Annotated in this window: 26 protein-coding genes; 9 read left to right on the forward strand and 17 right to left on the reverse strand. The window is 44.6% G+C overall.

What is annotated here, in order from left to right:
* Positions 1-34: 34 nt before the first annotated feature.
* The 3 genes from AC6H1S_RS02655 (at position 35) to AC6H1S_RS02665 (ending at position 3,587) form a co-directional block, all read left to right on the forward strand.
* A complete protein-coding gene (locus AC6H1S_RS02655; protein ID WP_199136747.1) occupies positions 35-1,006 on the forward strand; it encodes a polyprenyl synthetase family protein in 972 nt (323 codons plus the stop codon).
* A complete protein-coding gene (locus AC6H1S_RS02660) occupies positions 1,007-2,065 on the forward strand; it encodes a TerC/Alx family metal homeostasis membrane protein (protein ID WP_497565021.1) in 1,059 nt (352 codons plus the stop codon).
* Between the two features lie 70 nt (positions 2,066-2,135).
* The gene (locus tag AC6H1S_RS02665; protein WP_199136757.1) at positions 2,136-3,587 is read left to right on the forward strand and encodes a M20/M25/M40 family metallo-hydrolase; all 1,452 of its coding nucleotides are present in this window, start codon (positions 2,136-2,138) and stop codon (positions 3,585-3,587) included.
* 81 nt (positions 3,588-3,668) lie between these two features.
* Here AC6H1S_RS02665 and AC6H1S_RS02670 read toward each other — a convergent pair whose 3' ends face one another.
* The 7 genes from AC6H1S_RS02670 to recJ form a co-directional block, all read right to left on the reverse strand.
* A complete protein-coding gene (locus tag AC6H1S_RS02670) occupies positions 3,669-4,097 on the reverse strand; it encodes a CBS domain-containing protein (RefSeq protein ID WP_199136759.1) in 429 nt (142 codons plus the stop codon).
* A gap of 111 nt (positions 4,098-4,208) precedes the next feature.
* Positions 4,209-5,624, reverse strand: coding sequence for a S41 family peptidase (locus AC6H1S_RS02675; RefSeq protein ID WP_497565022.1), 1,416 nt, complete (start codon positions 5,622-5,624; stop codon positions 4,209-4,211).
* A gap of 69 nt (positions 5,625-5,693) precedes the next feature.
* Positions 5,694-6,539, reverse strand: a complete 846-nt coding sequence (locus tag AC6H1S_RS02680) for a helix-turn-helix domain-containing protein (protein ID WP_497565023.1) — start codon at positions 6,537-6,539, stop codon at positions 5,694-5,696.
* Positions 6,540-6,587: 48 nt separating this feature from the next.
* Complete coding sequence (locus AC6H1S_RS02685; protein ID WP_497565024.1) at positions 6,588-6,773, reverse strand: hypothetical protein; 186 nt, start codon at positions 6,771-6,773, stop codon at positions 6,588-6,590.
* A 178-nt stretch (positions 6,774-6,951) separates the two neighbouring features.
* Positions 6,952-8,460, reverse strand: a complete 1,509-nt coding sequence (locus AC6H1S_RS02690; RefSeq protein WP_497565025.1) for a GH3 auxin-responsive promoter family protein — start codon at positions 8,458-8,460, stop codon at positions 6,952-6,954.
* A 12-nt stretch (positions 8,461-8,472) separates the two neighbouring features.
* The gene (gene lptB / locus AC6H1S_RS02695) at positions 8,473-9,207 is read right to left on the reverse strand and encodes an LPS export ABC transporter ATP-binding protein (RefSeq protein ID WP_199136769.1); all 735 of its coding nucleotides are present in this window, start codon (positions 9,205-9,207) and stop codon (positions 8,473-8,475) included.
* 48 nt (positions 9,208-9,255) lie between these two features.
* Entirely contained in the window at positions 9,256-10,956 is a 1,701-nt protein-coding gene (recJ, locus tag AC6H1S_RS02700; protein WP_497565026.1) for a single-stranded-DNA-specific exonuclease RecJ, read from the reverse strand.
* A gap of 127 nt (positions 10,957-11,083) precedes the next feature.
* On the opposite strand from recJ, the gene AC6H1S_RS02705 reads away from it, so the two are divergent.
* The gene (locus AC6H1S_RS02705) at positions 11,084-11,854 is read left to right on the forward strand and encodes an MBL fold metallo-hydrolase (RefSeq protein WP_199136773.1); all 771 of its coding nucleotides are present in this window, start codon (positions 11,084-11,086) and stop codon (positions 11,852-11,854) included.
* On the opposite strand, the gene AC6H1S_RS02710 is transcribed toward AC6H1S_RS02705, so the two are convergent.
* The 8 genes from AC6H1S_RS02710 to AC6H1S_RS02745 all read right to left on the reverse strand — a co-directional run bounded on the left by AC6H1S_RS02710 (position 11,841) and on the right by AC6H1S_RS02745 (position 20,008).
* The gene (locus tag AC6H1S_RS02710; protein WP_199136775.1) at positions 11,841-12,251 is read right to left on the reverse strand and encodes a response regulator; all 411 of its coding nucleotides are present in this window, start codon (positions 12,249-12,251) and stop codon (positions 11,841-11,843) included. The genes AC6H1S_RS02705 and AC6H1S_RS02710 overlap by 14 nt on opposite strands.
* Positions 12,252-12,389: 138 nt before the next feature.
* Complete coding sequence (locus tag AC6H1S_RS02715) at positions 12,390-12,977, reverse strand: YceI family protein (RefSeq protein WP_199136776.1); 588 nt, start codon at positions 12,975-12,977, stop codon at positions 12,390-12,392.
* Between the two features lie 174 nt (positions 12,978-13,151).
* Positions 13,152-13,706 (reverse strand): hypothetical protein, encoded by a 555-nt coding sequence (locus AC6H1S_RS02720; protein ID WP_497565027.1) that lies wholly within the window; start codon positions 13,704-13,706, stop codon positions 13,152-13,154.
* A 4-nt stretch (positions 13,707-13,710) separates the two neighbouring features.
* Positions 13,711-14,295: an HI_0983 family protein gene (locus AC6H1S_RS02725; protein ID WP_497565028.1), complete on the reverse strand. Its 585-nt coding sequence runs from the start codon at positions 14,293-14,295 to the stop codon at positions 13,711-13,713.
* Between the two features lie 134 nt (positions 14,296-14,429).
* Complete coding sequence (gcvP, locus tag AC6H1S_RS02730; RefSeq protein WP_497565029.1) at positions 14,430-17,306, reverse strand: aminomethyl-transferring glycine dehydrogenase; 2,877 nt, start codon at positions 17,304-17,306, stop codon at positions 14,430-14,432.
* Between the two features lie 506 nt (positions 17,307-17,812).
* Positions 17,813-18,373, reverse strand: a complete 561-nt coding sequence (locus tag AC6H1S_RS02735) for a hypothetical protein (RefSeq protein WP_497565030.1) — start codon at positions 18,371-18,373, stop codon at positions 17,813-17,815.
* Positions 18,370-19,278 carry an EamA family transporter gene (locus tag AC6H1S_RS02740; protein ID WP_497565031.1) on the reverse strand — a complete coding sequence of 303 codons (909 nt, stop codon included), beginning with the start codon at positions 19,276-19,278 and terminating at the stop codon, positions 18,370-18,372. The genes AC6H1S_RS02735 and AC6H1S_RS02740 overlap by 4 nt, the downstream gene beginning before the upstream one ends.
* Before the next feature lie 13 nt (positions 19,279-19,291).
* On the reverse strand, positions 19,292-20,008 hold the full coding sequence (locus tag AC6H1S_RS02745) for a pyridoxine 5'-phosphate synthase (RefSeq protein WP_497565032.1): 717 nt from the start codon (positions 20,006-20,008) through the stop codon (positions 19,292-19,294).
* 154 nt (positions 20,009-20,162) lie between these two features.
* Here AC6H1S_RS02745 and AC6H1S_RS02750 point away from each other — a divergent pair, with 154 nt between their 5' ends.
* Positions 20,163-21,128 carry a polysaccharide deacetylase family protein gene (locus tag AC6H1S_RS02750; protein WP_497565033.1) on the forward strand — a complete coding sequence of 322 codons (966 nt, stop codon included), beginning with the start codon at positions 20,163-20,165 and terminating at the stop codon, positions 21,126-21,128.
* A gap of 33 nt (positions 21,129-21,161) precedes the next feature.
* Entirely contained in the window at positions 21,162-22,778 is a 1,617-nt protein-coding gene (locus AC6H1S_RS02755) for a mechanosensitive ion channel family protein (protein ID WP_497565034.1), read from the forward strand.
* A gap of 13 nt (positions 22,779-22,791) precedes the next feature.
* Here AC6H1S_RS02755 and AC6H1S_RS02760 read toward each other — a convergent pair whose 3' ends face one another.
* Together AC6H1S_RS02760 and ahcY are read right to left on the reverse strand one after the other, a co-directional pair.
* On the reverse strand, positions 22,792-23,130 hold the full coding sequence (locus AC6H1S_RS02760; protein WP_497565035.1) for a DUF6370 family protein: 339 nt from the start codon (positions 23,128-23,130) through the stop codon (positions 22,792-22,794).
* 243 nt (positions 23,131-23,373) lie between these two features.
* The gene (ahcY, locus tag AC6H1S_RS02765; RefSeq protein ID WP_199136795.1) at positions 23,374-24,690 is read right to left on the reverse strand and encodes an adenosylhomocysteinase; all 1,317 of its coding nucleotides are present in this window, start codon (positions 24,688-24,690) and stop codon (positions 23,374-23,376) included.
* A 313-nt stretch (positions 24,691-25,003) separates the two neighbouring features.
* On the opposite strand from ahcY, the gene AC6H1S_RS02770 reads away from it, so the two are divergent.
* The 3 genes from AC6H1S_RS02770 (at position 25,004) to AC6H1S_RS02780 (ending at position 26,387) form a co-directional block, all read left to right on the forward strand.
* Positions 25,004-25,357 (forward strand): DUF2752 domain-containing protein, encoded by a 354-nt coding sequence (locus AC6H1S_RS02770; RefSeq protein ID WP_199136797.1) that lies wholly within the window; start codon positions 25,004-25,006, stop codon positions 25,355-25,357.
* Positions 25,358-25,361: 4 nt separating this feature from the next.
* Positions 25,362-25,829: a CCC motif membrane protein gene (locus AC6H1S_RS02775; RefSeq protein ID WP_497565036.1), complete on the forward strand. Its 468-nt coding sequence runs from the start codon at positions 25,362-25,364 to the stop codon at positions 25,827-25,829.
* 147 nt (positions 25,830-25,976) lie between these two features.
* Complete coding sequence (locus tag AC6H1S_RS02780) at positions 25,977-26,387, forward strand: BrxA/BrxB family bacilliredoxin (RefSeq protein WP_199136801.1); 411 nt, start codon at positions 25,977-25,979, stop codon at positions 26,385-26,387.
* Positions 26,388-26,435: the final 48 nt, after the last annotated feature.

Raw genomic sequence — 26,435 nt, forward strand, 5'->3', positions numbered from 1 at the left:
TTTAACTAAGTTTGCAAACACATTTTTAGCCCGAATGCCCGGAATAGACCAGATACAACAGCCCATTGCTGCAGAGATTAATGCATTTGAAGCAAAATTCAAGGATTCGATGCACAGCGATGCGCCGTTATTGAACCGAATTACCCACTACATTGTGAAAAGGAAGGGCAAGCAGATGCGTCCGATGTTTGTGTTTTTTGCCGCCAAGCTTTGTGGCGAGATTCAGGAATCGACCCACCGTGGCGCCGCCTTGGTAGAGCTTTTGCATACCGCTACGCTGGTACATGACGATGTGGTTGACAATGCCTACGAGCGTCGAGGCTTTTTCTCGATCAATGCCTTATGGAAAAATAAAATCGCAGTTTTGGTGGGCGATTATCTTTTGGCCAAAGGTTTGCTGCTTTCGGTAAACAATAACGAACATGCTTTGTTAAAAATAGTATCGGAAGCGGTACAGCAGATGAGCGAAGGCGAGCTGCTGCAGATTGAAAAAGTGAGGCGCATGGATATCAGCGAGGAACTGTATTTTGAGGTTATCCGCCAGAAAACGGCTTCCCTCATTGCTTCTTGCTGTGCCTGTGGAGCAGCTTCGGTAGGCGCTAGCGCCGAAACTATTGAAAAAATGCGCCTTTTTGGCGAGAAAGTAGGTATTGCCTTTCAAATCAAAGACGATACTTTTGATTTTGGTACCGACGATGTAGGCAAGCCTTTGGGCATCGACATCAAAGAGAAAAAAGTAACATTGCCCCTGATCTACGCCTTAAACAGAGCCGAAAAATCGGAGCGCAAGCGCATCATCAACCTGGTGAAAAACCATCAGGATGATCCGAAAAAGATACAGGAGGTCATCGATTTTGTAAACAGCAAGGAAGGCGTGCATTATGCCAACCAAAAAATGCTCGAATATCAAAAGGAAGCCTTTGATATTTTATACCAGTTTAGCGAAGGCGAAGCCAGAACCGGTCTGGAACAATTGGTAAGATACACTACTGAACGTAAAAAATAAATGTCGAACGAAATATTATTCATTGGCGGATTCCTGCTGTTTATTGTGCTGATCTTGGCCCTCGATTTAGGTCTTTTTAGCAAAACAGAGAAGGTAGTGAGCTTAAAGCAGGCCGGTATCATGAGTTTTGTAATGGTGTTGCTCGCGCTCGGCTTTTATTTTCTGCTGCTATTGGAAGGGCAGGAGCTGCATGGCATCGACACCTATGCCAAGCTCGAGCATATTGTAAAGGCACATCAGCATCAGATTACGCTCATCCCGGGCAATTTTGAAGAGAGCCTTCGCATTTACAAGCAGAACCTGGGCATAGAATTTTTAACCGGCTACGTTATCGAATACGCCCTTTCGGTAGATAATATTTTTGTCATCGTATTGATTTTTTCGGCCTTTGCCGTGCCCGAAAAATATTACCACAGGGTATTGTTTTGGGGTATTTTGGGCGCCATCATCATGCGCTTTATTTTCATCTTTGCCGGCGCAGCGCTGATCGGCAAGTTTGCGTGGATTTTATATGTATTTGGTGCCTTTCTCGTTTTTACAGGCATCCGCATGTTTTTTAGCAAGGAAGAAGATGATAAGATTGACCCCGAGAACCATAAGGTGGTAAAATTTGCCTCCAGGTTTTTTGCCATCCACCCTAAGTACGAAGGCAAGAAATTCTTTTTCAAGGTAAATGGCAAGACTTTGCTTACGCCTTTATTCCTGGTACTGCTGATCGTAGAGTTTACCGACCTCATCTTTGCCGTCGATTCTATTCCGGCCATTTTTGCGGTAACCAAGGACGCCTACATCGTTTTCTTCTCGAACATCTTCGCCATTATGGGCCTCAGGTCTATGTTCTTCCTGCTGGTTAATATTATCCACAAATTCCACTACCTGAAAACAGGCTTGGCCGTATTGCTCACTTTTATTGGCATTAAAATGCTGGCACACGATTACCTTAAGTTCTGGGGCTTTACCACAGAACATTCGTTGCTGATTATTTTGTTTATCCTCACGGCCAGTATCGTCGCTTCTCTGGTATTTCCTAAAAAGAAAGCGCAGCATCATAAGGCCTGATTGTAAAAATTTTACAGCGTTGGGCTCAAGCTGTCCGAAAAAACTTATTTTCATCAAAAAATAACATTAAATGAAGAGTTTCTTTTTATTGGCTTTAGCCGGTTTGTCTTTTACGGCTGGCGCACAAGACCATTTCGGCCCGGTTTTTAAGCAAATCAATACCGAAGTGCAGGCCCATTCGAATGCTTATGGCAATTTGAAGGATGCATCGACAACCATTGGTCATCGTTTAACCGGATCGGTAAATGGGGCAAAGGCTGAAGCCTATGTTTATAACCTGCTCAAATCGTATGGCTGCGACGTTAGATACCAGCCTTTCGAAGTAGAAAGCTGGGACAGAAAGACGCTTGCCGTAAAAATAGGCGACGATGCCAATCATCTTGCCGAGATGAAAGCCGTAACCTTGGCTCATTCGCCTGTATCGGCTCAAGTAACTGCCGAACTTGTTGACGTAGGCAACGGCCTTGAGGCAGATTATGCAGGTATTGCCGATAAAGTAAAAGGAAAAATTGCCTTGATTTATTTGGGCGTATTGCCTGGTTCGGCCAAAGGCACACCTGCTTTGCATCGCTCTGAAAAAACCGCCATTGCCACCAAATACGGTGCTGCCGGCGTAATGATTATCAATACTGTAAAAAATGGCGTACTCTTAACCGGAACGGCCTCTGTAACCGGAAAGCTTATTCCGATACCTGCTGTTTGCATTGGCTTGGAAAATGGCATGGCGCTCAAAGAAAAATTAAAGACAACCCCGCAAACAGCCAGTATTGCCATGACCAACTTTTCGGGCATGATCAAAGCGCGCAATGTGATTGCTACATTTAAGGGAACCGAATTTCCGAAGGAAAAAGTAGTAGTAGGCGGCCACTTGGATAGCTGGGATTTGGCTACTGGGGCCATCGATAATGGAATTGGCTCTTTTGCCGTGGTTGATATGGCCCGTACCTTTAAAAAGTTGAATCTCAAAACCAAACGTACGGTAGAATTTGTGCTTTTTATGGGCGAGGAGCAAGGCTTGCTGGGTTCAAAAGCTTATGTTGAGCAGGCCAAGAAAAACGGTACCTTAAACCAGGTGAGTTTCATGCTCAACTACGATATGACCAACGATCCAAAAGGATTCTCGACCAGCAGAAAAGAAATGGAAACCTTGTTTAAAGGCTGGGGCGAAGAAGTAGTAAAAATCGATACCGGCTTTAAAAATCTTTTTCAGGCGGGTGCAGGCTTGCATAGCGACCATCAGCCGTTTATGCTGGAAGGCATTCCTACCGGCGGAGGCGCTGGCGGACGTTTGCCTAACAACTCAGGTCCTTACTACCACTCAGATGGTGATTTGTTTAAACTGGTTGATGAGCAAGGCCTTAAAAATACGGTGCGTTATTCGGCCATGCTTACTTATGCCTTGGCTAACACGCCAAAAATCCCGGTTGGTAAAATGAACGACGCCGACCTGAAAGCTTTTCTCGAAAAGAACAACCTCAAACTGCCTTTACAGGTAGCAGGCGAGTGGCGTTGGGGGGACTAACAGCTCATTAGTTCATTAGGCATTGGCTGATTGTTCATAAGCGTAACAAGATATTTTTTAAGCTTTTGCTTAGGGCTTGGCCTAACTATTAATATAGCTTTCCAGTTGCGAAATGGTCTGTTTTTGATCGGCAATGATAAACTTTACCACATCGCCGATAGAAACCATACCTGCCACTTTGGTACCATCCATTACGGGCAAATGCCTGATGTGCTTGTCGGTCATCAGTTCCATGCACAGTTCAATACTGTCGGCAGGGTTTACCGTGATTGGGTTCTTGGTCATGGCCTCGCTCAGGGGCGTGGTGTTGGAAGACTTGCCATGCAACACGATTTTGCGCGCATAATCACGCTCGGTAAAAATGCCCAGCAGGTCGTCGTTGTCCATAATCAGTAAGGCACTGATGTTTTTTTCGGTCATCACTTTGAGTGCATCGAGCACCGAATCGGTAGAAGCAGCCGCATAAACCTGAACGGGTTTGGTGCTGAGGATTTGTTGGACGCTTTTCATAATGCTTTGAGATTTAGCTAATTAAATTTAACTAAAATAAATTAGAAATGCCATAGGCTAAAAGCATAAAGAACAAAGCTGGACCAACATGGGCCCAGCTTTGTTGCTGTCTTATTGTTCCAGGTACTCAGTGGCGTAAGCTATCCAGTCTTTTACCGATGAATCGAGGTAAATATCCGGCTGTAGGCCAATATTGTCTATGGGGTAATCGGGTAGCCTTAAGGAGCGATAAGTGGGCATAACGAGCTTGTAATTGCTGCAACCTACATCGAACATATAAGCATTGGCATAATCCAGTACGCCAAAAGTTGGAGTTCCGAGTATTTTTGTCTTTTTGCTTTGCTTGGCAACCAGGATGAAGTTCTCGGCAGCACTCCCTACCTTTTTGTTGGCCAGCACAGCGATCTGTTTCGGACTTTTGGGTGCCCTGACTAAGTCGCTTACCGTGATGGTATCTCCGCTTGGGATAATGTATTTTCCGAAATTTGCCTTGTAACGCGCTAGCGTTGTGTTTAAAGTTGCTATTTCTGCTGTTTTTTGGTCTTTGTCCTTGAGGTTGTCGCGATAGTTCTCTACCCCCTTGATGAGCGTGCCGGAAGCCAAATACTCGGCGCCTACATGCCTAACCGGATTGGTGGCAAGGTAAGGCAACAGGGTTTGGTAAGCCGCATCGGTTCCGCCTCCATTGCCCCGAATATCGATAATTAGGTTTTCGCTGTTCTCCAATATGGATTTGTTGTCGGCAATTAGCTTTTTGATCCGGTCAACATAAGGATAATCGAAACTCGAAAGTTTGATAATAGCGGTTTTGGACGTGAGTTGTTTCACGAAGAAACCTTCTATTTCATTGATTTTATCGGCGAGCTGTACGGCATTAAGCGCAGGGGTTGGCATTTCCTTAATAAACATAGAGCGCAGCTCCTTAAACTGCAAAATGCAATCGTCATAGCTTTTAAAGGTGCCTCGTTGTACAGAGTGGTCTTGCATCAGGTATTCGAAGTTGCCGTTTGCAAAGAGTTTGAACTTGATTTCTTTGGGTTGCCAATAAGTTGGATTGGCGGCTATAATAAAGCCGGTGTATTCGTTTTGGCCTGTTTTTATAACCCCTACTTTATATTGCTCGTCTCGCCAAATGCCTTCCAACTGATCGTTTGTTTTTTGGATGTGATTCTCGAATTTTTCGAGATCTACTTTAACCAGCTGTTTGCCTGTTTTAGTTTCGGTTTGTGGAGGGGTTGTTTCGTTGCCCATAACCCAAATATGGCTATCCCTAAAATAGGCGGTATATTGTTTGAGCAGCGCCAGACAGGCATTGTCTGGTGTTTTTCGCGCTTGAATGGCCAAGTTTGCCTTAAAATTGAGGTAAGTTGATTTATCCTTGGTTTTTATTTCAAATCCCGGATATTCGCTTTCTATTTTTTTGATTACCGAATTTAACGCCTCTTCGCAGTTGCAATTCTTTTGCGCATAACCCATTTTCACTACAAATAGCAATAGAACCAATAGTGATACAGTTCTTGTTTCCATAAAAATTAACTTTAAGATATGCGCAAAGGAAAAGAAAGCCTTCGATGGAGAATTGTAAAAATCGTGCAGTTACGCTTCGCTATACAGCCAAACCAGATTTCGTTCTTTAACAGAAACATGCTCGGTCAGCTCTTTTGGGGTACAGCCGGTAAAGGTTTTAAAATCCTTGATAAAATGGGCCTGATCAAAATAATGATTGGAATAAGCTACTTGGGTAAGCGGCTTGGGTTTAGACATCAATTCGTTTAGGGTATGCCTAAACCGGAGCGTTTTGAGATAAGCTTTCGGATTTTGCCCCAAATGAGTCGAAAATAACCTGTACAAAGTCGATTCGTTCAGGTGTAATGCCTTGGCTAGCTCTGCTACGGGCAGCAATGCCTTGTTTTGGGCAACAGCCGAAATCAGCTGCAAAGCCTCGTTCATCGTGGAAGGAATGTTTTCGATGTTTAGGTTTTTCAGCAATAGGGTTTCCAACAAGGCTGCCCGCTCAACAAAATCTTCCGTGCCGAACAGCACCGCTAAAAAATTAGGGCTCTTTTGAAAAATAGCGTTAAAAACATCGTCGGTACTGAGCAGGTCTTTGTAGGTTTCTTTGGTAAACAATCGTAAGGCGGCCGGGCTAAACAGGATACAAACCTGGTCTAGGGCCGATTGTACCTGTACCTTAAAGGGCAGGTTGTGGAAGCCATAGAGCCTGCTGGTAAAAGAATTTTGTCCGTTCGATATATTGCAGTTGTTTACGCCGTCTTTGGATTGGTATGCAACGCTATTGTTTTTGTAGATGGCCAGGCAGAGGTTGTTGTTCGGAAACGTTACATAGCTGCTAGCAACTTTGGTATCCTGCCTAAAAAAGAGAAAATACTGGATATGCTTTTTGAGCAAGGGATGCTTGGGCGCTATGATATGGGTATTCATTTGGAAATGGCCAGCAGCGATTGAAGCTGTTGGCCCCAAAATTAAGGATTATCTGCCAAACGTATCGTAATTATCGGTGGCGTATTTTTCAAAGCGCATCAATAATTTGATGTTGGCTTTTTCGGTGGCGCTCAGTTGGCCGCCTACATTGTCGGTTACCGGCACGTACCACTCAACCGGATCAAAGAACTGGCGATAGCCGATTTTTTTGAAGATGTAGCCGTGGCTGAACAAAAGGCAGTTTTAGGCTTACCGATAAAGTAGAATCCTAGGCCATCCCTGTCCCACAAGGGTATCATTAACCAGTTCAAATTCAAATCGGCCATCATATTTATTGTCGCCGGGTTAGGCCAGGTTAAATCTGATTTTTCCGTTGCATTCGGTCAGAAATAGCCGGATTGGTTTCTCATGGCTATAAAAGCTCCAAAATCTCGTCAACATACTTGCGGTCGTTGGCCAGGCGAGGCACTTTGTGCTGGCCACCCAGTTTGCCACGAACCTTTAGCCATTTGTAAAAGGTATCGGCTGGTGCATTATGTACTTTCGGACGGCGCAGGGCCATGTCTTTAAAACGCTTGGCATCGTAGTCTGAATTGACCTCGCGCAGGGTTTGGTCAAGCACATCAACAAACTGTTCAAAATCCTGTGGCTGCGTTTCAAATTCGATGATCCATTCGTGGCCTCCTGCTTCTTCACCCTTAAAGTAGATAGGGCAGGCAGTATAGTCTTTTATTTTGGCGGCCGTAAGCGAGCAGGCCTTAGTCAGTGCGTTTTCGGCATTGTCAATAATCAGCTCTTCGCCAAAGGCATTGATAAAATGCTTGGTCCGGCCGGTTATCTTGATGCGGAAAGGAGAGAGCGAGGTAAATTGAATGGTGTCGCCAATCAGGTAGCGCCAAAGTCCGGCATTGGTACTGATAATAATGGCGTAGTTTTTATGCAGTTCTACCTGCTCTAGCGATAATGTTTTAGGGTTTTCGTCTTCCAGGTTTTCTAAAGGCAGGAATTCGTAGAAGATGCCATAGTCGAGCATCAAGAGCAGTTCTTCCGAATTATCCTGGTCTTGTATGCCGAAAAAGCCCTCAGAGGCGTTGTAGGTCTCGAGGTAATACATGTCTGGCGAAGGAATCAATTCCTTAAACTGTTCGCGATAGGGGGTAAAATTAACGGCGCCGTGAAAATAGAGTTCCAAATTGGGCCAAACCTCCAGCAGGTTACTTTTGCCGGTAAGTTCGAGTACTTTCTTGGCCAAAACAATGGTCCAGGTAGGCACGCCCGAAATGTTGGTTACGTTTTCCTTAATGGTAGCTTCGGCCATTTTATCCATTTTCTCTTCGTAATTGTCCATCAGGGCGATAGAAATATCAGGCGTGCGGTAATATTCGGCCCACATGGGCAGGTTTTTGATCAGCACGGCCGAAAGGTCGCCGTAATGGATATCGTCGCAAAGCTGATTGATCTGATGGCTGCCACCGAGCACCAAACCTTTACCCGTAAACATCTGTGTGTTGGGGCGATTGTTGCAATAGATGGAGATCATGTCTTTTCCACCTTTAAAATGACATTCTTCCAGAGCTTCTTCAGACACCGGAATAAACTTGCTGCGGTCGCTGGTGGTACCCGACGATTTGGCGAACCACTTGATTTCTGATGGCCAAAGCACATTCTGTTCGCCTTTGAGCATGCGCTCGATATAAGGCTTTAAAGTATCGTAGTTCTGAATGGGAACACGCTCCTTGAATTGCGAGGCGGTTAAAATCGATTTATAATCGTATTTTTTGCCCCATTCGGTATTTTCGGCACTCGAAATCAAGGTATGTAGCCATTCTTCCTGAACATCGTGAGGATATTTGATAAAAAGCTCAATCTGGTGGATGCGCTTTTTCATGTACCAGGTAAAAATCGAATTTACAATCGCCATCAGCTTCCGAAATTATAATTTTTTTCTACGCAGCACAAAGTTCGAGCCTAAATAAACCTTTCGTACCATTTCGTTGGCCGCCAATACCTCCGGTGTACCCGATTCGAGTATTTTTCCTTCAAAAAGCAGATAGGCCCTATCGGTAATAGACAAAGTTTCCTGTACGTTGTGGTCGGTAATGAGGATTCCGATGTTCTTTTGTTTCAATTTGGCTACAATGGTCTGTATTTCTTCTACAGCAATCGGGTCTACGCCGGCAAAAGGTTCGTCCAATAGGATAAAATTCGGATTGGCCGCCAGAGCGCGCGCAATTTCGGTACGTCTGCGTTCGCCTCCCGACAGCAAATCGCCCCGGTTTTTTCTTACTTTGTGCAAGCTGAACTCATTGATCAGTTCTTCCAGTTTTTCGTGGCGTTGCTCCCTGTTGAGCTTGGTCATTTCTAAAATGGCCATAATGTTGTCTTCAACGGTCAGTTTCCTGAACACGCTGGCTTCTTGAGCCAGATAGCCAATGCCCTTTTGTGCCCTGCGGTACATGGGGTCTTTGGTAATGTCTTCGCCTTCCAGGTAAATATTGCCTTCATTGGGCTTGATCAGTCCTACAATCATGTAGAAAGAGGTTGTTTTTCCAGCCCCGTTCGGTCCCAGTAGCCCTACAATTTCGCCCTGACTTACATCAAACGAAACATGGTTGACCACGGTACGCTGCTTATATTTTTTAACCAGATTTTCGGCTCTTAAGATCATCTAGATTTACGATTTTAGAATTATGATTTACGATTGGTTTTTTGAAACCTAATCAATTTTAATGCCTTTTATGTTCAATTGCAAACGCTTCTTGTCTTTCCATACGTTTTCTTCAATGGTATAGCAGATATCGAAGGGGCGATCGGCTTTTAACAATTGCTCAAATTCTCCCTGTCCGAAGGCAATGCCATCAAAAATAGCTGAATTTTGTTGCTTTACAGCCAACTTGAGGTGATTTGTGCCAACAATTTGCGGATAGCCTACCAAGCTTACTCCGGTACTCTTGAATACCGGTGCCATGTTTTGCGGTCCGAAAGGAGCCATTTGAGCTAAAATACGATAGAATTTAGCATCAATCTGTGTCAGGCTTATCTCGCTGTCTATCAGGATTTCCGGTATCAATAAGTTCGGACTAATTGTAGTGGCCACCACTTTTTCGAACTTTTCGGTAAAAGTGTCGAGGTTTTCAGGCTTAAGGGTTAGTCCGGCTGCATATTTGTGTCCGCCAAATTGTTCCAGCAGTTCTTCGCAGGCCAATAAGGCTTCGTAAAGATCGTAACCCACTACCGAACGAGCTGAACCGGTATATTTTCCATTCGATTCGGTGAGTACGATGGTAGGGCGGTAATAGGTTTCGGTTAAGCGGGAAGCTACAATGCCAATAACGCCCTTGTTCCAGTGCTGCTGGAAAAGCACTGTGGTTTTGCGGTTAACCAGTTCTTCGCTGGCTTCGATCATGGCTAAGGCTTCCGCTGTAATGTTCTGGTCAAACGATTTGCGATCTGTATTCTGCAGGTTGATTAAAGCGCTTTGTTCCTCGGCCAATTCGGCCACTTCGCTCAGCAGCATTTTTACGGCATCGCGCGCATGGCCCATCCGGCCGGCGGCATTAATGCGTGGCGCCAATTGAAACACCACATCGGCGATGGTATAGTTTTCGGTTTTGCCCGATATCTGCATCAGGGCCTTGAGGCCAGTGCAGGGCTTTTCGTTCAGTTTGAGGAGGCCAAAGTGCGCCATTACCCTGTTTTCGTCAATAATGGGTACGATATCGGCAGCAATGCTTACCATGCAAAGGTCGAGGTATTGCTGGTAAAGCTCGTCGGGCAGGTTATGCAGCTGACAGTAGGCCTGTGCTATCTTAAAACCGATGCCACAACCCGATAATTCTTTAAAAGGATATTCGCAATCAACTCTTTTGGGGTCGAGTACGGCAATCGCTTCGGGGATTTGCTCGGCAGGCAAGTGGTGGTCGGCAATAATAAAGTCGATACCCAATTGGTTCGCATAAGCAATTTTATCAACTGATCTGATGCCGCAGTCTAGGGCAATGATCAGTGTAAAGCCGTTGGCCTTGGCAAAATCAATTCCTTGGGTAGAAATGCCATAACCTTCCTGGTGCCTATCTGGAATGTAATAGTCGATTTGTTGGGTAAATTGGCTTAAAAAGCTGTAGGTAAGAGCTACTGCCGTCGTGCCGTCTACATCGTAATCGCCGTAAACCAGTATTTTTTCATGTTGGCCAATCGCCAGGCTAATCCGATCAACAGCCTGCTCCATGTCCTTCATTAAAAAAGGATCATGCAAATGTCCTGGCTGGGGTCTGAAAAAATAGCGGGCCTCTTCAAAATCAGCTATGCCACGTTGTACCAGTATTTGCGCTAAACTGTGGTCTATGTTCAATTGCTGGGCAAGTTTTTCACTTGTTTCTGTCGCGCCTTGCCCTACCTGCACCCATCTTTTTTTCATTGTAGCGTTATTCTTAGATCAGTATCGTGAGGCCTGCCAAACTCGTTGCTTGTCGCAAAGTTCAGACAGGTTGCCTATATTTGTGGTGTCGTAAATATATCATTTAATTTCTGTTCAAAAAATAGCCATGTCTTTACAAGTTTTTACTTTAACCGAAGGGTCTTATTCTGTTGATGTTACCAAGAAGTTTATTCCTTTTGATCCGACGAAAGACAACCCGAAAGACAGGCCGGCCTCGCTGTTCATCCATGTGCAGCCGTTTTTGGTGAAGATTAATGAGATGTTGGTTTTACTCGATACTGGCCTAGGCTATAGCAACGAACAAGGCCAGCTGCATTTGCACGAGAACATCAGAAAGGCCGGATTTAAACCTGAAGACGTCCAGCTGGTGTTGATGTCGCACCTGCATTTCGACCATTCTGGAGGCATGGTGCATCACCACAAGGGCAAAATGGAACTGAGTTTTCCCGATGCCACTTACGTGATGCAAAGGGGAGAGTGGGAGACCGCTTTTTCGAGCAGCTCGTCTTCTTACCATACGGATATTTTTGAGTTTCTGCAGGTTAATGCCGATATCCAGTTGATCGAAGGCTCTGGCCAGCTTAACGAGTTTATCAGCTACGAGCTTACCGGTGCGCATTGCCCATACCATCAGGTATTTTTGATAGACGATGGCATAGACAAGGCATTTTTTGGTGGCGATGTGCTGCCTGAACCCGAAGAGCTGCTGCGCAAGTTTATTGCCAAGTACGATTACGACGGCCGGAAAGCGATGGAACTGCGCGAAGAATTTGGGCAAAAGGCTGCTGCCGAGCATTGGAAATGCCTATTCTATCATTCTAAATCAAAAACACAGGCTTATATAGCGCTAGACGGCGATCGCTTTAAGATTGTTTAGTTTCGAGCGCCTTGATCAGTTCGGTTAGCCTTTCAATAGACAAAGGCTTAGAGATAAAGCCTCTCACAGCGCTGTAGCTTTTTGTTTTTTCGATATCGTTTTCGTAAACCGATGAAGATAGGATGTAAAGGTCTACCGGTTTTGCAATTCCAAGTCGTTGGTAAGCCTCTACAAATTCCCAGCCGTTCATTACCGGCATGTTGATGTCTATTAGAATGAGATGGGGAAGTGATGCGCCTCTGGAAATGGCATCTTTAAGGTAATCTATTGCCAGCTGACCGTTGCTTTTCGACACCATTTCTATGTCAAATCCAGTCTTCTCCACAATCTTTTTGATGATAAAAATATTGATATCATCATCATCTATCACTAATAGATTAATCTTTGTATCTAACATTGAGGTCCTTATGTAAAGCAAGAAAGCTTTTTCTTAACTCTTTAAAGGTATAGATTGCTGCGCTAAATAACAATACGTTTTATACACAAAAAGGCCTTCTGCAAATGCAAAAGGCCTTTTTGTCGGAATTGGATCCGTTTATTTCTTAGCTACCAATTTTACGGCAATGGTAAAGTCGTCGTAGATGAAATTATCTCCAATGTTAGAGAAAACCGATTTTGATTTGAACTGGATGCCAAATTTGGTTCTGTCGATGGTGATTTTATCGGCAGTAGCTGTTACGGTTTTGTCTGCGTTCCAGGTAATCGTAGCCGGGAAAGTGATCGACTGCGTAATGCCCTTGATGGTCAAATCGCCTGTAACATTTACGTTAGCTCCGTTGCCTTCTACTTTTTTGATAACGAAATTGGCTGCTGGAAACTTAGCGGCACCAAAGAAATCGTCGGCTTTCAAGTGGTTTTCCAAACCGCCGTTTTTGTCGGCATCTTTAATAGTGGTCATATTGGCAATAAAGCCACCTTCTGCTAATTTTTTGCCATTAAAGCCCAAAGTGCCAGAAGTAAGGTCAACAGTTCCTTTGTGAGAACCTGCAAATTTTTTGCCTTCCCAAGTAATTGTCGATTTAGTTACGTCAACAGTGTAGATATCGGCCTTTGGAGTAAAAGCCAGGAAAGCGAAACTAGCTGCAAAAGCTAGCAATAACATTGATGTGATTTTCAATTTCATCTGATTTTTTTTAAGTTTTTTGTAAAGGTATTTAAATTGTCGAAGCTAAAAAATACCATAGGTTAAGATTTCGTTTTCCAAAATTCTTAACTATAGCCTTTCCGGTTCGTTGGTGGGGTTAGATTAAAAAATAAACGAAAGGTTTAATTGCTTCTTGACAATTGGCTTATAAACCTAATCATTATCGGGCTTGCCTAAGATTTCTTCCAGTTCACGTTTAATCGTCAAATGACTAAAGAAAGTTGGCCAATTTAACCTTGAATTTTCTTCTAGGATCGTAAACAGCACCAAATGATCTCTTATGATGAATACAGCAGTTTTCGTTCTGTAATCTATAAACTCACCAATGGAGGTTTTTTTGAAAATCAGACAGTCTTTGCGGAAAGCACAAGTTTTATAGCTCTTTGAGCAAATATATTTACTTAGAATAGCCTTATTTTTGCCGGCATCGAAAGATGTGGAGATTCTTAAAAGATGTTTTTCTGTGGCTTTTCTATAAGCGATAAAAAACGAAGCTCCACTCATGAGCACCAAAGGTACGACAACGAATACCCTGTTGCTGATAACGCTGTAATCGACAGCGGGGATGATATTTATCTCGATTAAAACAAATACGGCAGCAACAAAATAAATAGTGAGTTGACTCGGAACGTCTCCCCATTCTGTTTTTGCAATCAGTTTGTTTTTATTGATGCTTTTTGTAACATTCAGGTCGATTATATGCCTCATGACCCTAGTTGCTTAGGCTCACTTTCGGTATTTCTGTGCCAATCATAGTGTTTAAATAATGATTTCTGTCTTCTTTTAAGCCACTTAAAAAATCAGTAATGCTGTCGCCGTAGCTTCTTTTCGAATAGGCATAGATCATGATCGCTTTTTGGTTGTTGCCTACATCAACCTGCTTGAAATGGTAAACATTAAATTCGGCAATGTTCAATTTGTCGTTTTTGCTATCGCTGACCAGAAAGTCGACAATGCTCTCGGTTCCATCGGGGCTTTCGGCCATCTGGTAGTTGCAAAGGGGGTCTGTGCTTTTTCTTTTCTCCAGTTCCTTAATTTTTTGTAGGGCCGCTTCTTTGGCACTAATAGGCATAATAAACAAGTGGATGGTGAGCATTTGATTGAAATTTTCAAATTTTTCGCCCGCTGGCAAATACTCCTGGATATAATAGTTGTTGGTGGGTTTTTCGGCCGAGGCCAATACAAAACTGGTTTGGTCGAATTTTAAAGGCCCCTTTACGCCCAAGCGATCTGTGACCTCTTTGATGGGGTTAGCGATATACAATAGGAGGGCGGCAAGGAGCGTATAGGTTTTCATGTATTTTGATTAGTGCCCAAATATAAGGATTGGTGTCGAAGCATATGTACTTTTAAAGAAAAAGCCCAGACAATTTGCCTGGGCTTTTTTTATGAGTTGCACTGCAAAGTTTAACAAACTTCGCAGTGTTGTTATTATGCCATTGCTTCTTCCATATAACTTTCTAGTGGAGGGCAGGCACAAATCAGCGATCTGTCGCCGTGGCTATCATTTACCCTGCCTACCGATGGCCAGAATTTATAAGCGGCCACATAAGGAAGCGGGAAGCCAGCAGTTTGTCTGCTATAACCGTGGTTCCATTCGTTAGCCGTAATTACAGCTGCGGTGTGTGGCGCATTTTTTAACGGATTGTCTGTTTTGTCGAGTTTGCCGCTCTCCACTTCGCTGATTTCGTTTCTGATGGCAATCAAGGCGTCGCAGAAACGATCCAGTTCATGTTTAGGCTCGCTTTCGGTTGGCTCAACCATCAAAGTACCCGCAACCGGGAACGATACGGTTGGTGCGTGGAAGCCATAATCCATTAAACGTTTGGCAATATCAACCACCTCGATGCCGAAGTTTTTAAAGCTGCGGCAATCTAAAATCATTTCGTGTGCGCAACGGCCCTGGCTGCCTGAATACAATACAGGGTAGTGGGCCTCTAAGCGGGCTTTCATGTAGTTGGCATTCAGAATGGCATATTTGGTTGCGTTGGTCAATCCATCGGCACCCATCATGGCAATGTAGGCATGAGAGATGATCAGGATCGAAGCCGAGCCCCAAGGGGCTGCAGAAACCGCGTGGATAGATTTTTCCTTATTGATGTCGACTACTGCGTGGCCTGGCAAATACTTAACCAAGTGTGCCGCTACGCCGATTGGACCCATACCCGGACCTCCACCGCCGTGTGGAATACAGAAGGTTTTGTGCAGGTTCAGGTGGCAAACATCGGCACCGATATTGGCCGGACTGGTTAGGCCTACCTGAGCGTTCATGTTGGCGCCGTCCATGTAAACCTGGCCGCCGTTTTGGTGGATGATGTTGCAGATATCGATAATGCTTTCTTCAAATACGCCGTGCGTAGAAGGGTAGGTTACCATTAAGCATGATAGGTTGGCCGCATGTTCTTCTGCTTTGGCTTTCAAGTCGTCAACATCGATGTTGCCGTTTTCCAACGATTTTACCACGACGATTTTCATGCCGGCCATCGCTGCCGAAGCAGGGTTGGTTCCGTGTGCCGAAGCTGGAATTAAGGCAATGTTGCGGTGGTGGTCGCCACGGTCTTGGTGGTAAGCTCTAATCACCATCAAACCGGCATACTCACCTTGTGCGCCCGCATTAGGCTGCAAGCTCATGGCCGCAAAGCCAGTGATTTCGCTCAGCCATTTGTCTAGTTCGTCAAATACGGTGTAGTAGCCTAATACTTGGTCGTTTGGTGCAAACGGGTGAATTTTGCCAAATTCTGGCCAGGTAACCGGAATCATTTCGGTCGTGGCATTCAGTTTCATGGTACATGAACCCAAGGCAATCATCGAGTGGCAAAGCGAAAGATCTTTGGTCTCTAAAGATTTGATATAGCGCAACATTTCATGTTCCGAATGGTGCGAATTGAATACCGGATGGGTTAAATAAGCCGATTGGCGTTGCAAGCCGGCAGGAATAGTGGTGCTTACTTGGTCAACCACGTTGATGCTGTCTGAAGCAATGCCCTTAACTTTCGAGAAAATGCGAACCAAAAGGGTTACATCTTCAAAAGTGGTGGTTTCATCTAAAGCGATGCTTACCAGGTTGCCTTTATAGTTAAGGTTGATGTTGTTGTCCAGACATTCTTTGTGGATCGAATCGGTTAAATCGCCCAAATCCAATTGGATGGTATCGAAATAAGCTTTGCTCAATACCTTGTAGCCGATTTTTGAAAGTGACTGGGCCAGGCTTACGGTTAAGCCATGGGTGCGCTCTGCAATGAGTTTCAAGCCTTTTGGACCATGGTAGGCCGCATAAAAGCCGGCCATGATAGCCAATAAAGCCTGAGCGGTACAGATGTTAGAAGTTGCTTTGTCTCTGCGGATATGCTGTTCGCGGGTTTGCAAAGCCATACGCAGTGCGTAATTGTTGTTGCTATCGATGGTTACGCCAATAATACGGCCAGGGATAGAACGCTTGTATTCGTCTTTGGTAGCAAAATAGGCTGCATGCGGACCGCCAAAGCCCATTGGTACGCCAAAGCGTTGCGTAGTACCTACCACCACGTCGGCGCCCCACTCTCCCGGAGGAGTGAGCAAGGTTAAGCTCAAGAGGTCGGCCACTACGGTTAGTTTGATGTTTTGATTGTGCAGGGCGTTGGCAAAGTTGGTATAGTCGTAAACTTCGCCATTGGCCGCAGGATATTGTACAATGGCACCAAAGAAGTCTTCGCTAGGTGTAAACTCTTCGTGGTTGCCAATTACGAGCTCAATGCCGAAAGGGTTGGCTCTGGTTTTTAGGATGTCGATGGTTTGGGCAAACAGCTGCTCTGATACAAAGTATTTTACGGCAGCCTGGTTTTTGCGCAAGCTGTACTGCATAAACATGGCTTCGGCAGCGGCGGTACCTTCGTCCAACAACGAAGCATTGGCTATTTCCATGCCGGTTAAATCAATAACCATGGTTTGGAAATTAAGCAACGCCTGCAAACGGCCTTGGGCAATTTCTGCCTGGTAAGGCGTGTACTGCGTATACCATCCCGGATTTTCCATTACGTTGCGCAGAATTACACCCGGCGTAATCGTGTCATAGTAACCCTGACCAAGGTATGATTTAAAAACTTTGTTTAGCGAAGCCGTTTGTTTGAGGCTTGCCAAATACTCGGTTTCAGATTTCGCCTTAGGTAGGTTTAAAGGCTGTTTTAACCTGATTTGCTGAGGAACCGTTTGTTCAATCAGTTCGTCAATTGAGGCAACGCCAACGGTTTGCAACATGGCCGCTGTATCTTCAGCATTTGGCGCAATGTGGCGTTCTTTAAATTCTTCTTGGTAGTGGATGTTTAAGCTCATGAAGTATAGCAATAATTGATGCCGCAAAGGTAAGAAAACTATCCCTATTTTTTGCCATCAAAATGGATGGGCAAACGTCATATTTTAGTCTCAAATACAACCTGTTAAATCTATGTTTTTAGTAGGGTTTGCGGATTTGGCATTTTGGGTTTTGCTCTATTTTTTGACATTTGGCCGATTTGCGGTCAGTTTGAGCATCCAAACAATAACTTAAAGTTAATAATTTATACTTTAGCGAAAACTTACCGGAGATACATTGAGCAATTGATTGAGGTGTAAGACATTTCAATCCATCTGTAAGTTTAACTGAGCAGCTTACATTTGGTTTACTATTCTAGAATAGCTAGACCAAATGTTCGCATCATATCGCTCGCGAAGTCAATTCCAGCTTTTTTGATTTGCTTGTCGGTGGAAAATGCCAATGAGTGCTCAAAATGGATTGCAAATCCGTAATTCGGTCGAGTAGGGAAAATATTTCCCAGCCAACTTTTGCAAGAAAGGCGCGATTATTTGAGCACCTTCCAGCCTTCTTCCTTGTCGAATTTGAGGCGATAGGTTTTGGTGATGAAATTGCTGTTCTCGCTTGCGTTTTTTTGGAATGGTGCAAAAGGGGTGTTTATCTTTTTGAGCGATACCGTAACCTTGGCATTGTTGTCGTTTATCCGGTTAAAGTCGACTGGTTTTTCGCTGGCCAATTCGTATTGTACCACCTTCACGGTAGCCCTGTCGTCGTCTTGTTTAAGCACCAGCTCGCTCGCTTTGTCGGTTAGCCTGATCTGAAAAACATAGCTGCTGTCTTTGGAAAGGAATTTCTTTTTAGCGCTTTGCAAGCTGAGCGAAACATAGCCCTCATCGGCCAACTGACGGTATTTTTCCAGTTCCTTCATGTCCTTTTCGCTGTTGAACTTCATTTCGCCAAAGCTGAAGCGGGCAGTTTTGTATTCCGGATTGGCTTTGAGGTAATCGGTAATCTTTTCTCCAGCTTCTTTTTCGTTGATGGTGGCTACGTTTTTACAGCCAACGGCTATAACGAACAGGCTAAGTATGATCAGAAAATGGTTTTTCATGTGGTTTTTCTTTTAAAGATATTCCCCTTTTTTATATTTTCCAAATTTGGCAACAGCATGGCGCCCAAAATAACGAATACGCCCAGCCAGCGCATAGGACCTACCGGCTCGTGCAGTACCAGGGCCGACATGCTCACTGCCACAGGCAATTCGGCCGAGCTTAAAATAGAGCTGAGCGTAAAGCCTGCACGTGGAATGCCCGATGCGAAACAGAGTGGCGGAATTACGGTGCCAAAAATGGCCAATATCATTCCCCATTTGAGCAGGCTTCCACCTAAAGCCCCGTTAAACAGAAAGTGAGGGGGCAACACGACAAAAATAAGCAGGCAAGCGCCCGTAATCATTAATGCGCTTTTTTGAAGGGGCGGATATTCGTTGCCCAGCTTGCCGTTCAGCATGAGGAAAATGGCATAGCACAAGGCGGCCAGCAAGCCAAAAGCCACGCCAACCAGGTTAATGTCGGCCAGTTTGGTATCGGTAAAGCCACTGGCCAGTACCGTACCTGCCAGGATAAAAATAATGGCGAATATTTGGGCTTTGTTGGGCTTCTTTTTATAGATGAACAGCTCTAGCAACACGCTGATCCATACAAACTGCATCAGCAGGATGATGGCCAAGGAAGCCGGCACAAATTTTACGCATTGGTAATAGGTAAGGCTAACCAAACCGGTAAAAAAACCGGCGCCAACAAGTTTAAGCCAATGGGTGGTTATTGTCGGTTTTGGTTTTTTGCTGAGGTTGCTTTGGAGGAGGTGCAGTGTCCAGAGCATGAGGGCCCCAAACAGCGCCTGTGTGCCGGTAACATCGCCTAAAGTATAGCCTTCTGCATAGGCCAGTTTTACAAAAGTAGAGAGAATACCAAAGCTGCATGCACCAAAAAGTACAAGGAATATGCCTTTTAACATAGGTTTTGAAAAATTAGGAGAGTTGATTTAAATAAAGCTGGACGGTGTTTTCCAATCCGTAATACAGGGCATCGCTAATTAAGGCATGACCGATGGAGACTTCCAGCAGGTTGGGAATATTTTGGGCAAAGTATTTCAGGTTATGCAGATCGAGGTCATGGCCCGCATTGATGCCCAAGCCCAGTTCGTTAGCTTTCAGCGCAGCCTGCACATAAGGTGCAATGGCTTGTGCTTTGTTTTGATGGAAATGGCTGGCATAAGCTTCGGTATACAGCTCAATGCGGTCGGTACCGGTTGCCAAAGCGCCTTCTACCAGCGCTACCACCGGGTCTACAAAAATGGAAACGCGGATGCCGGCATTTTTAAACACGGCTACCATTTCTTTCAGGTAATCGGCATGTTTTAGGGTATCCCAGCCGTGGTTGGAGGTAAGTTGTCCTTCGGCATCGGGTACCAAGGTAACTTGTGCAGGCTTGTTGGCCAATACCAGGTCTACAAATTTTTGCTCCCTGCAATTGCCCTCAATATTGAATTCTGTTGCGATGACGGCTTTCAGGTCGAACACATCCTGGTAACGAATATGGCGCTCATCTGGACGCGGGTGAACGGTAATGCCTTGAACACCAAAACGTTCGCAATCTAGCGCCACTTTAACCAAGTCGGGGTTATTGCCACCCCTGCTGTTGCGCAAAGTGGCAATTTTGTTAATGTTAACCGAAAGTTTTGTCATGCGGCAAAGATAGCAATCGCCTGGCGTTTTTTTGTAAAGCCTTGGTCATTAGTGTTTCGTCTTGGCCCCATCGTTCGTAGACCGCATGTTGATGATTCGTTGCCTCTTCCAGTTTTCAACAACATAGAATGAACTTCCTGATTATATTTGTAACATGAAACTGAAACTGCTCTTGTTGTTTTCATGGATTGCCTCGGCTGCTTTTGCCCAGAACTTTGACTCGATTAAGCGGTATAAGGTCAGTTATGCCGTAGCTACGGCCAATAATGGCAAATGGATAGCCCTACGAAGCTTTGTTAATGGCAACCAGAAATACCTGCTGTTGGCCGATCCGCAAAGCCTGCTGACTTTTGTAAAGCTCGCCGATGGTTTTGCGCTCGATAAACTGGATATCGGCAATGTAAGAGCTATTTTTAAAAACTCGCCGTATGTAAAAGCACTGGATGCTGCCCTTTTTAACAGCAAAAGCCTGCAGAATTCGGGGATAGATCACGCCATTCCGCAAGAAAAAGGCATTGCGCTCACCATTGATTTGTGTCCATCGCATAGGAACCTCGACCGTGTTATTTTTCAGCGCCTGCTGGATGAATTTAAGAAAATACAAAAACCTGTGCCTTTGGCCATTTCGGTGTCGGGCAAATGGATATTGAAACATCAGGTAGATCTCGATTGGCTAAAAAGCCTGGTTGCCCAAAACGAATTGACCATTACCTGGATCAACCATTCATACAACCATGAAGTGAACAGTTTGCCATTGGCCCAAAACTTTTTGCTGGCTCCAGGTACCAATATGGATGTGGAAGTACTGGAAAACGAAAAACTGCTGTTGAAAAACGGGTTGACACCTTCGGTATTTTTTCGCTTTCCGGGCTTGGTTTCGAGTCCGCAATTGGTAGCTAAAATTGTAGATTATGGCTTAATTCCGGTAGGCAGCGATGCCTGGCTGGCCAAAGGGCAGCTGGCGCAAGCAGGAAGCATTGTGCTGATCCATGGCAACGGTAACGAAGAAATCGGCGTCAAGGATTTTATTCGGTTGCTTCAAAACAGGCAGGTTGATGTCAAAAACAAACAATGGCTGCTTTTTGATCTCCGTGAGGGCTTAGGGCGAGAATTCGAATAGTTATTTGTATTTTGGTATAAAATACCTCCAGCAATGAAACTCTTCAAGCTACTTTTCCTGTTGTTGCTTTTGCCATCGGTCGTAATAGCCAATGCCCCTGCCGATACCGCAAAGGCAAGAAAAGGTATCCCGATTATGCTCAATAGCGATACGCTGTTTCATGTTCAAAACCGTTTGGGCTCGCTTTCGGCCGCTGAAAGGGCTACACGGACCAGCGCTATATTGGCGAGGTTGGAAGGCAATATGCTGCTTATTGCCGACTCGATAAAGGTTAGGGAGGAGGAGGCTACCTCGGATATTATCTACGGCAAGGAAATTATTTTTAGCGTGGCAAATATCGACGCCGATAGTGCCAAGATCAACCGGCAGGCCCTGGCCAAAATTTACCGCTTCAAAATGGTGGATTCGATTAAAAATTATAAAGCGCAGACCGATATAACCGAACTTTTGCTCAGAACAGGGCAGGGCCTGCTCATTTTACTGGTGTTGGCGATAGCCATTTTTTTTCTCAACAAATATTCTAACCGCATATTGAATGCGGCCACCTTAAGGCTGTCTAAGCACTTAAAAGGGGTCAGGATCAGGAATTATGAATTGCTTACCAAGGCCGGAGAAATCGTGCTTTTTCGTAAGGCTTTTCACATTTTCAAGTATGTTTTCATTGCTTTTTTGGTCTACATTACCCTGCCGTTCATTTTCAGGCTATTCCCCTGGACAAAAAGCTGGAGCGATACGCTGATCGATTTTGTGCTGAGTCCGTTGCGCAACATGCTCAGCTCGGTGGTGCAGTTTATCCCCAACCTGATTACCATTGTTATTGTGGTGGTGGTTTTTAAGTATATCAATAGGCTTATCAAATTTCTGGCCAGCGAGATAGAAGCGGGCAAACTGAAAATCAGCGGTTTTTATGCCGATTGGGCTAAGCCCACTTATAACATCATCAGGTTTATCCTTTACGCTTTTATGCTGGTGGTTATTTGGCCGTTTTTGCCGGGTTCCAATTCTGAAATCTTTAAGGGGGTTTCGGTATTTTTGGGTTTGTTGATTTCGTTGGGTTCGTCTACGGCGATTGGCAATATCGTGGCCGGTTTGGTAATTACCTACATGAGGCCGTTCAGGATTGGCGATCGGGTAAGAATAGGTGATGTTACGGGAGATATTGTGGAAAAGGCATTTTTGGTGACCCGGCTCAAAACCATCAAAAACGAAGTGGTGACTATTCCAAACGCGGCAATCCTAAATGGAAATACTACAAATTACAGTCTGATGGCTCAAGAGGATGGCCTTATTGTGCATACCACGGTAACCATTGGCTATGAAACACCTTGGCCTCAGATCCATCAGTTGCTGATAGATGCAGCCATGCGTTGTGAAGGAATATTGAAAGACCGCAAGCCTTTTGTATTGCAGACCAGCCTAGACGACTGGTATGTTTCTTATCAGTTAAATGCTTATACCAACAGTCCCAATAGCATGGCGCAAATCTACTCTAACCTACACCAGGAAATACAAAATGTGTTTTTTGAAAACGGTGTCGAAATCATGTCTCCTCACTACCAGGCTATGAGAGACGGTAACGAAACATCTATCCCGCCAAGCTACCGTGCCCAAGATTATGAAGCCCCAAGCTTTAACATTAAAAGCAAGTAGGCCGCAATAAAGGTTAGTTTTTAGGCAATAATTTAATTTCTTCAGCCTTGAAGCGGTTATTTACGATTTTGCCACTTACTTCGGCTTTGCTAATGGCATTGCAAAAACCGTGGGTACCATGGGCATCGCCAAAGTCGTCAATGCCTTTGCCGTCTACAAAATAAGGCTTGCCGTCAATCCTGATTGCCAGCTCGCAGTCTTTGCCTTTCATTTTAAACTGGCACTCGCCACAGGCAATTTCTACGGTTTGCTTGGTAAGGGTTTGAACGGGTAGAGCTTTTTTAGGTTTGGTTTGAGCATGGGCACTTAAGCCTGCCATAGCAACCAAAATTGCGATGATGAACTTTTTCATGTGGGAAAAATTGATGTTTCAAAGCTAAGTATTTATCTGCAAATGAAATACTGCCTCTTGTTGGCTAAACCCGATGGGAGCGGGCACCTCGTCAAGCGGACAGCGGGGCTACAGGTAGCGAAGTGTTACCGAATGGGCTTTTCAAAAATCGCTTCAAGATGTTCGCCATGGTGGCAGCTGGCATTAACTAAAAAGGGATATGCAAATTTGCACATCCCTCTATTTTGTAGTCCGAAATTAAGACTAGTACCTGTAGGTGTCTGGTTTGAAAGGGCCTTCAACCGGAACGCCGATATAATCTGCTTGGTGCTGGTCTAAAACATCCAATTCTACACCGATTTTTTCCAAGTGCAAACGGGCAACTTTTTCGTCCAAATGCTTAGGCAATACATAAACTTTGTTTTCGTATTTGCCTGGATTGGTCCAAAGTTCCAATTGCGCCAAAGTTTGGTTGGTAAACGAGTTGCTCATTACAAAGCTCGGGTGGCCAGTGGCACAGCCCAGGTTTACCAAACGGCCTTCGGCCAAAATGATTACATCTTTGCCATCGATAGTGTATTTGTCTACCTGAGGTTTGATTTCAACCTTGGTATGGCCATAGTTTGAATTTAACCAAGCCATATCGATTTCGTTGTCGAAATGGCCGATGTTACAAACGATAGCCTTGTCTTTTAGGGCTTTGAAGTGCTCGGCACGAACGATGTCGCAGTTACCGGTGGTGGTTACTACAATGTCGGCTTCTTTAATGGCTGTAGCTAGTTTTTTAACTTCGTAACCTTCCATAGCGGCTTGGAGGGCACAAATTGGGTCGATTTCGGTTACGATGACACGTACGCCTTGCGAGCTCAAAGATTCGGCCGAACCTTTACCTACATCGCCATAACCGCAAACTACGGCTACTTTGCCGGCCATCATTACGTCGGTAGCGCGACGGATCGCATCAACCAACGACTCGCGACAGCCGTATTTGTTGTCGAACTTAGACTTGGTTACCGAATCGTTAACGTTGATGGCAGGCAAGTGCAAAGTTCCGTTTTTCATTCTTTCGTACAAGCGGTGTACGCCGGTAGTGGTTTCTTCTGATAAGCCCTTGATGTTGGCAATCAGTTCAGGGTATTTATCGAAAACCATATTGGTCAAATCGCCACCATCATCCAAAATCATGTTTAACGGCTGACGGTCTTCGCCAAAGTGTAAAGTTTGCTCAATGCACCAATCGAACTCCTGTTCGTTGAGGCCTTTCCAGGCATAAACCTGAATGCCGGCAGCGGCGATAGCGGCAGCGGCGTGGTCTTGGGTGGAGAAAATGTTGCACGACGACCAGGTTACTTCTGCGCCTAGTTCAACTAAGGTTTCGATCAAAACCGCAGTTTGGATGGTCATGTGCAGGCAGCCGGCAATGCGGGCGCCTTTGAGGGGTTTAGATGGTCCGAATTCTTTGCGCAATGACATTAAGCCCGGCATTTCTGCCTCTGCCAATGTAATTTCTTTACGGCCCCATTCTGCCAGTGAAATGTCCTTAACTTTGTAAGGAACGTAAGTTGTCTCTACTGATGACATGTTGTTTTTATTAAGTGATTAATAATTAATTGCTTATTGCGGGTGGATGTTAGTTTTTCGAACTTTTGTCCAGCTTAAATAAGCAGGGCAAAATTACGCAATAGTTTAACCAATTCAAATTGCAATTGCCAGCTTTAAGGCGTTGGGTTGGAAGTTCGCCCCTTCACGCGATTTAAATCGTATCTTTGGATAGCAAGATGCCAAAAAATATTACATACTGCAGAGAAATGCCAGGCGTTGGTGGCTTGCGTATACCCCTTGCCACAGTGCCTGCCCATCGGCATATCATGTGAAATTACTATTTTTAGCCTGCATGAAAAACGTTGTCGGATTGGGTCTATTGTTGCTGTTAACAGAAACCGGAGGATTTATTCATTGGCTGGAAAGACATTTGCTGGCTTGTCCGTTTAGGCAGACCTTCGGCATCGATTGTCCGGGCTGTGGCCTGCAACGATCGGTTTTGGCTTTGATGAAGGGCGATATCGTCGCTTCGTTTAAATTTTACCCACCTACTTTGCCGATTCTTTTTTTGGTAGCTTTTACCATCATCCACCTGAAATTTGATTTTAAGAACGGGGCTTTTTTAATAAAAATCCTTTATATTGGTATCGCATTAATTGTCGTAGCCAATTACATTTATAAAATATTAAACCATCAATTAATTTAAAGTCATGTCTGAAGAACAACTAGCGCCACAAGAAAATCCGGTGCCACAACAGCCTACGCCACCTCCACCCCCGCCACCACAAACGCCTTTTCCGCCAAACAATGGAGGTTTTGGTGGTAACTTTGGAGGCAATTTTGGAGGCATGCAACAATCATTGCCCAATGCCACGGCCGTATTGGTGCTAGGTATCTTGTCTATTGTAACCTGCTGCTGCTACGGCATACCTGGGGTTATTTTGGCTGTTATTGCCTTGGTATTGAGTAAAAAAGACAGGCAATTGTACGCCATGAACGTAGGTGCCTATACAGAAGGCTCCTATAAAAACCTGAATGCCGGTAGGGTTTGTGCTATTATTGGTTTGATTTTGAGTATTTTAGATTTGCTGATGTATGTTGCCCTATTTGCCATGTTTGGTTTTGGCGTCGTGAAAAATCCAGAAGCGCTGCAAGAAGCCATTAGAAGCCTGCAATAAAAACAAACTATTCCATAAACGAGCCGGGCTTTAAAGTCCGGCTTTTTTTATGAGTCAACGTCAATGAATTGTTATTTTATGTCGAGGTAATCATTAGCGCACAATGTTTGCTATCTTTGTAGATTATTTCAATAAAAAGAGAAAAAGATGTATCCTGAATATTTAGTAGAACCTATGCGTGCAGAATTGACTAACGTAGGTTTTGAAGAATTAAAAACTGTAGAAGCGGTTGACGAAGCGATCAAAAGCGAAGGAACCGTATTTGTAGTGGTAAACTCGGTATGCGGTTGCGCGGCAGCCAATGCCCGTCCGGCAGCCAAACTTGCAGCAGCCAATGCCAAACATCCCCAAAAATTGGTTACTGTTTTTGCTGGTATGGAAAAAGATGCAGTGGATAGAGCTAGATCGTATATGATGCCTTTCCCTCCATCATCGCCATCGATGGCTTTGTTTAAAGACGGCAAGCTGGTACACATGATCGAACGCCACCAAATTGAAGGCAGGCCGGCACAAATGATTGCCGAAAACCTGATTGGTGCCTTTGAGCAATACTGCTAACCAGCTAAAAAATAATAGAATAAGGAGTAAGGATGACGAATCTTTGCT

The organism is Pedobacter sp. TM02, assembly GCF_059705275.1.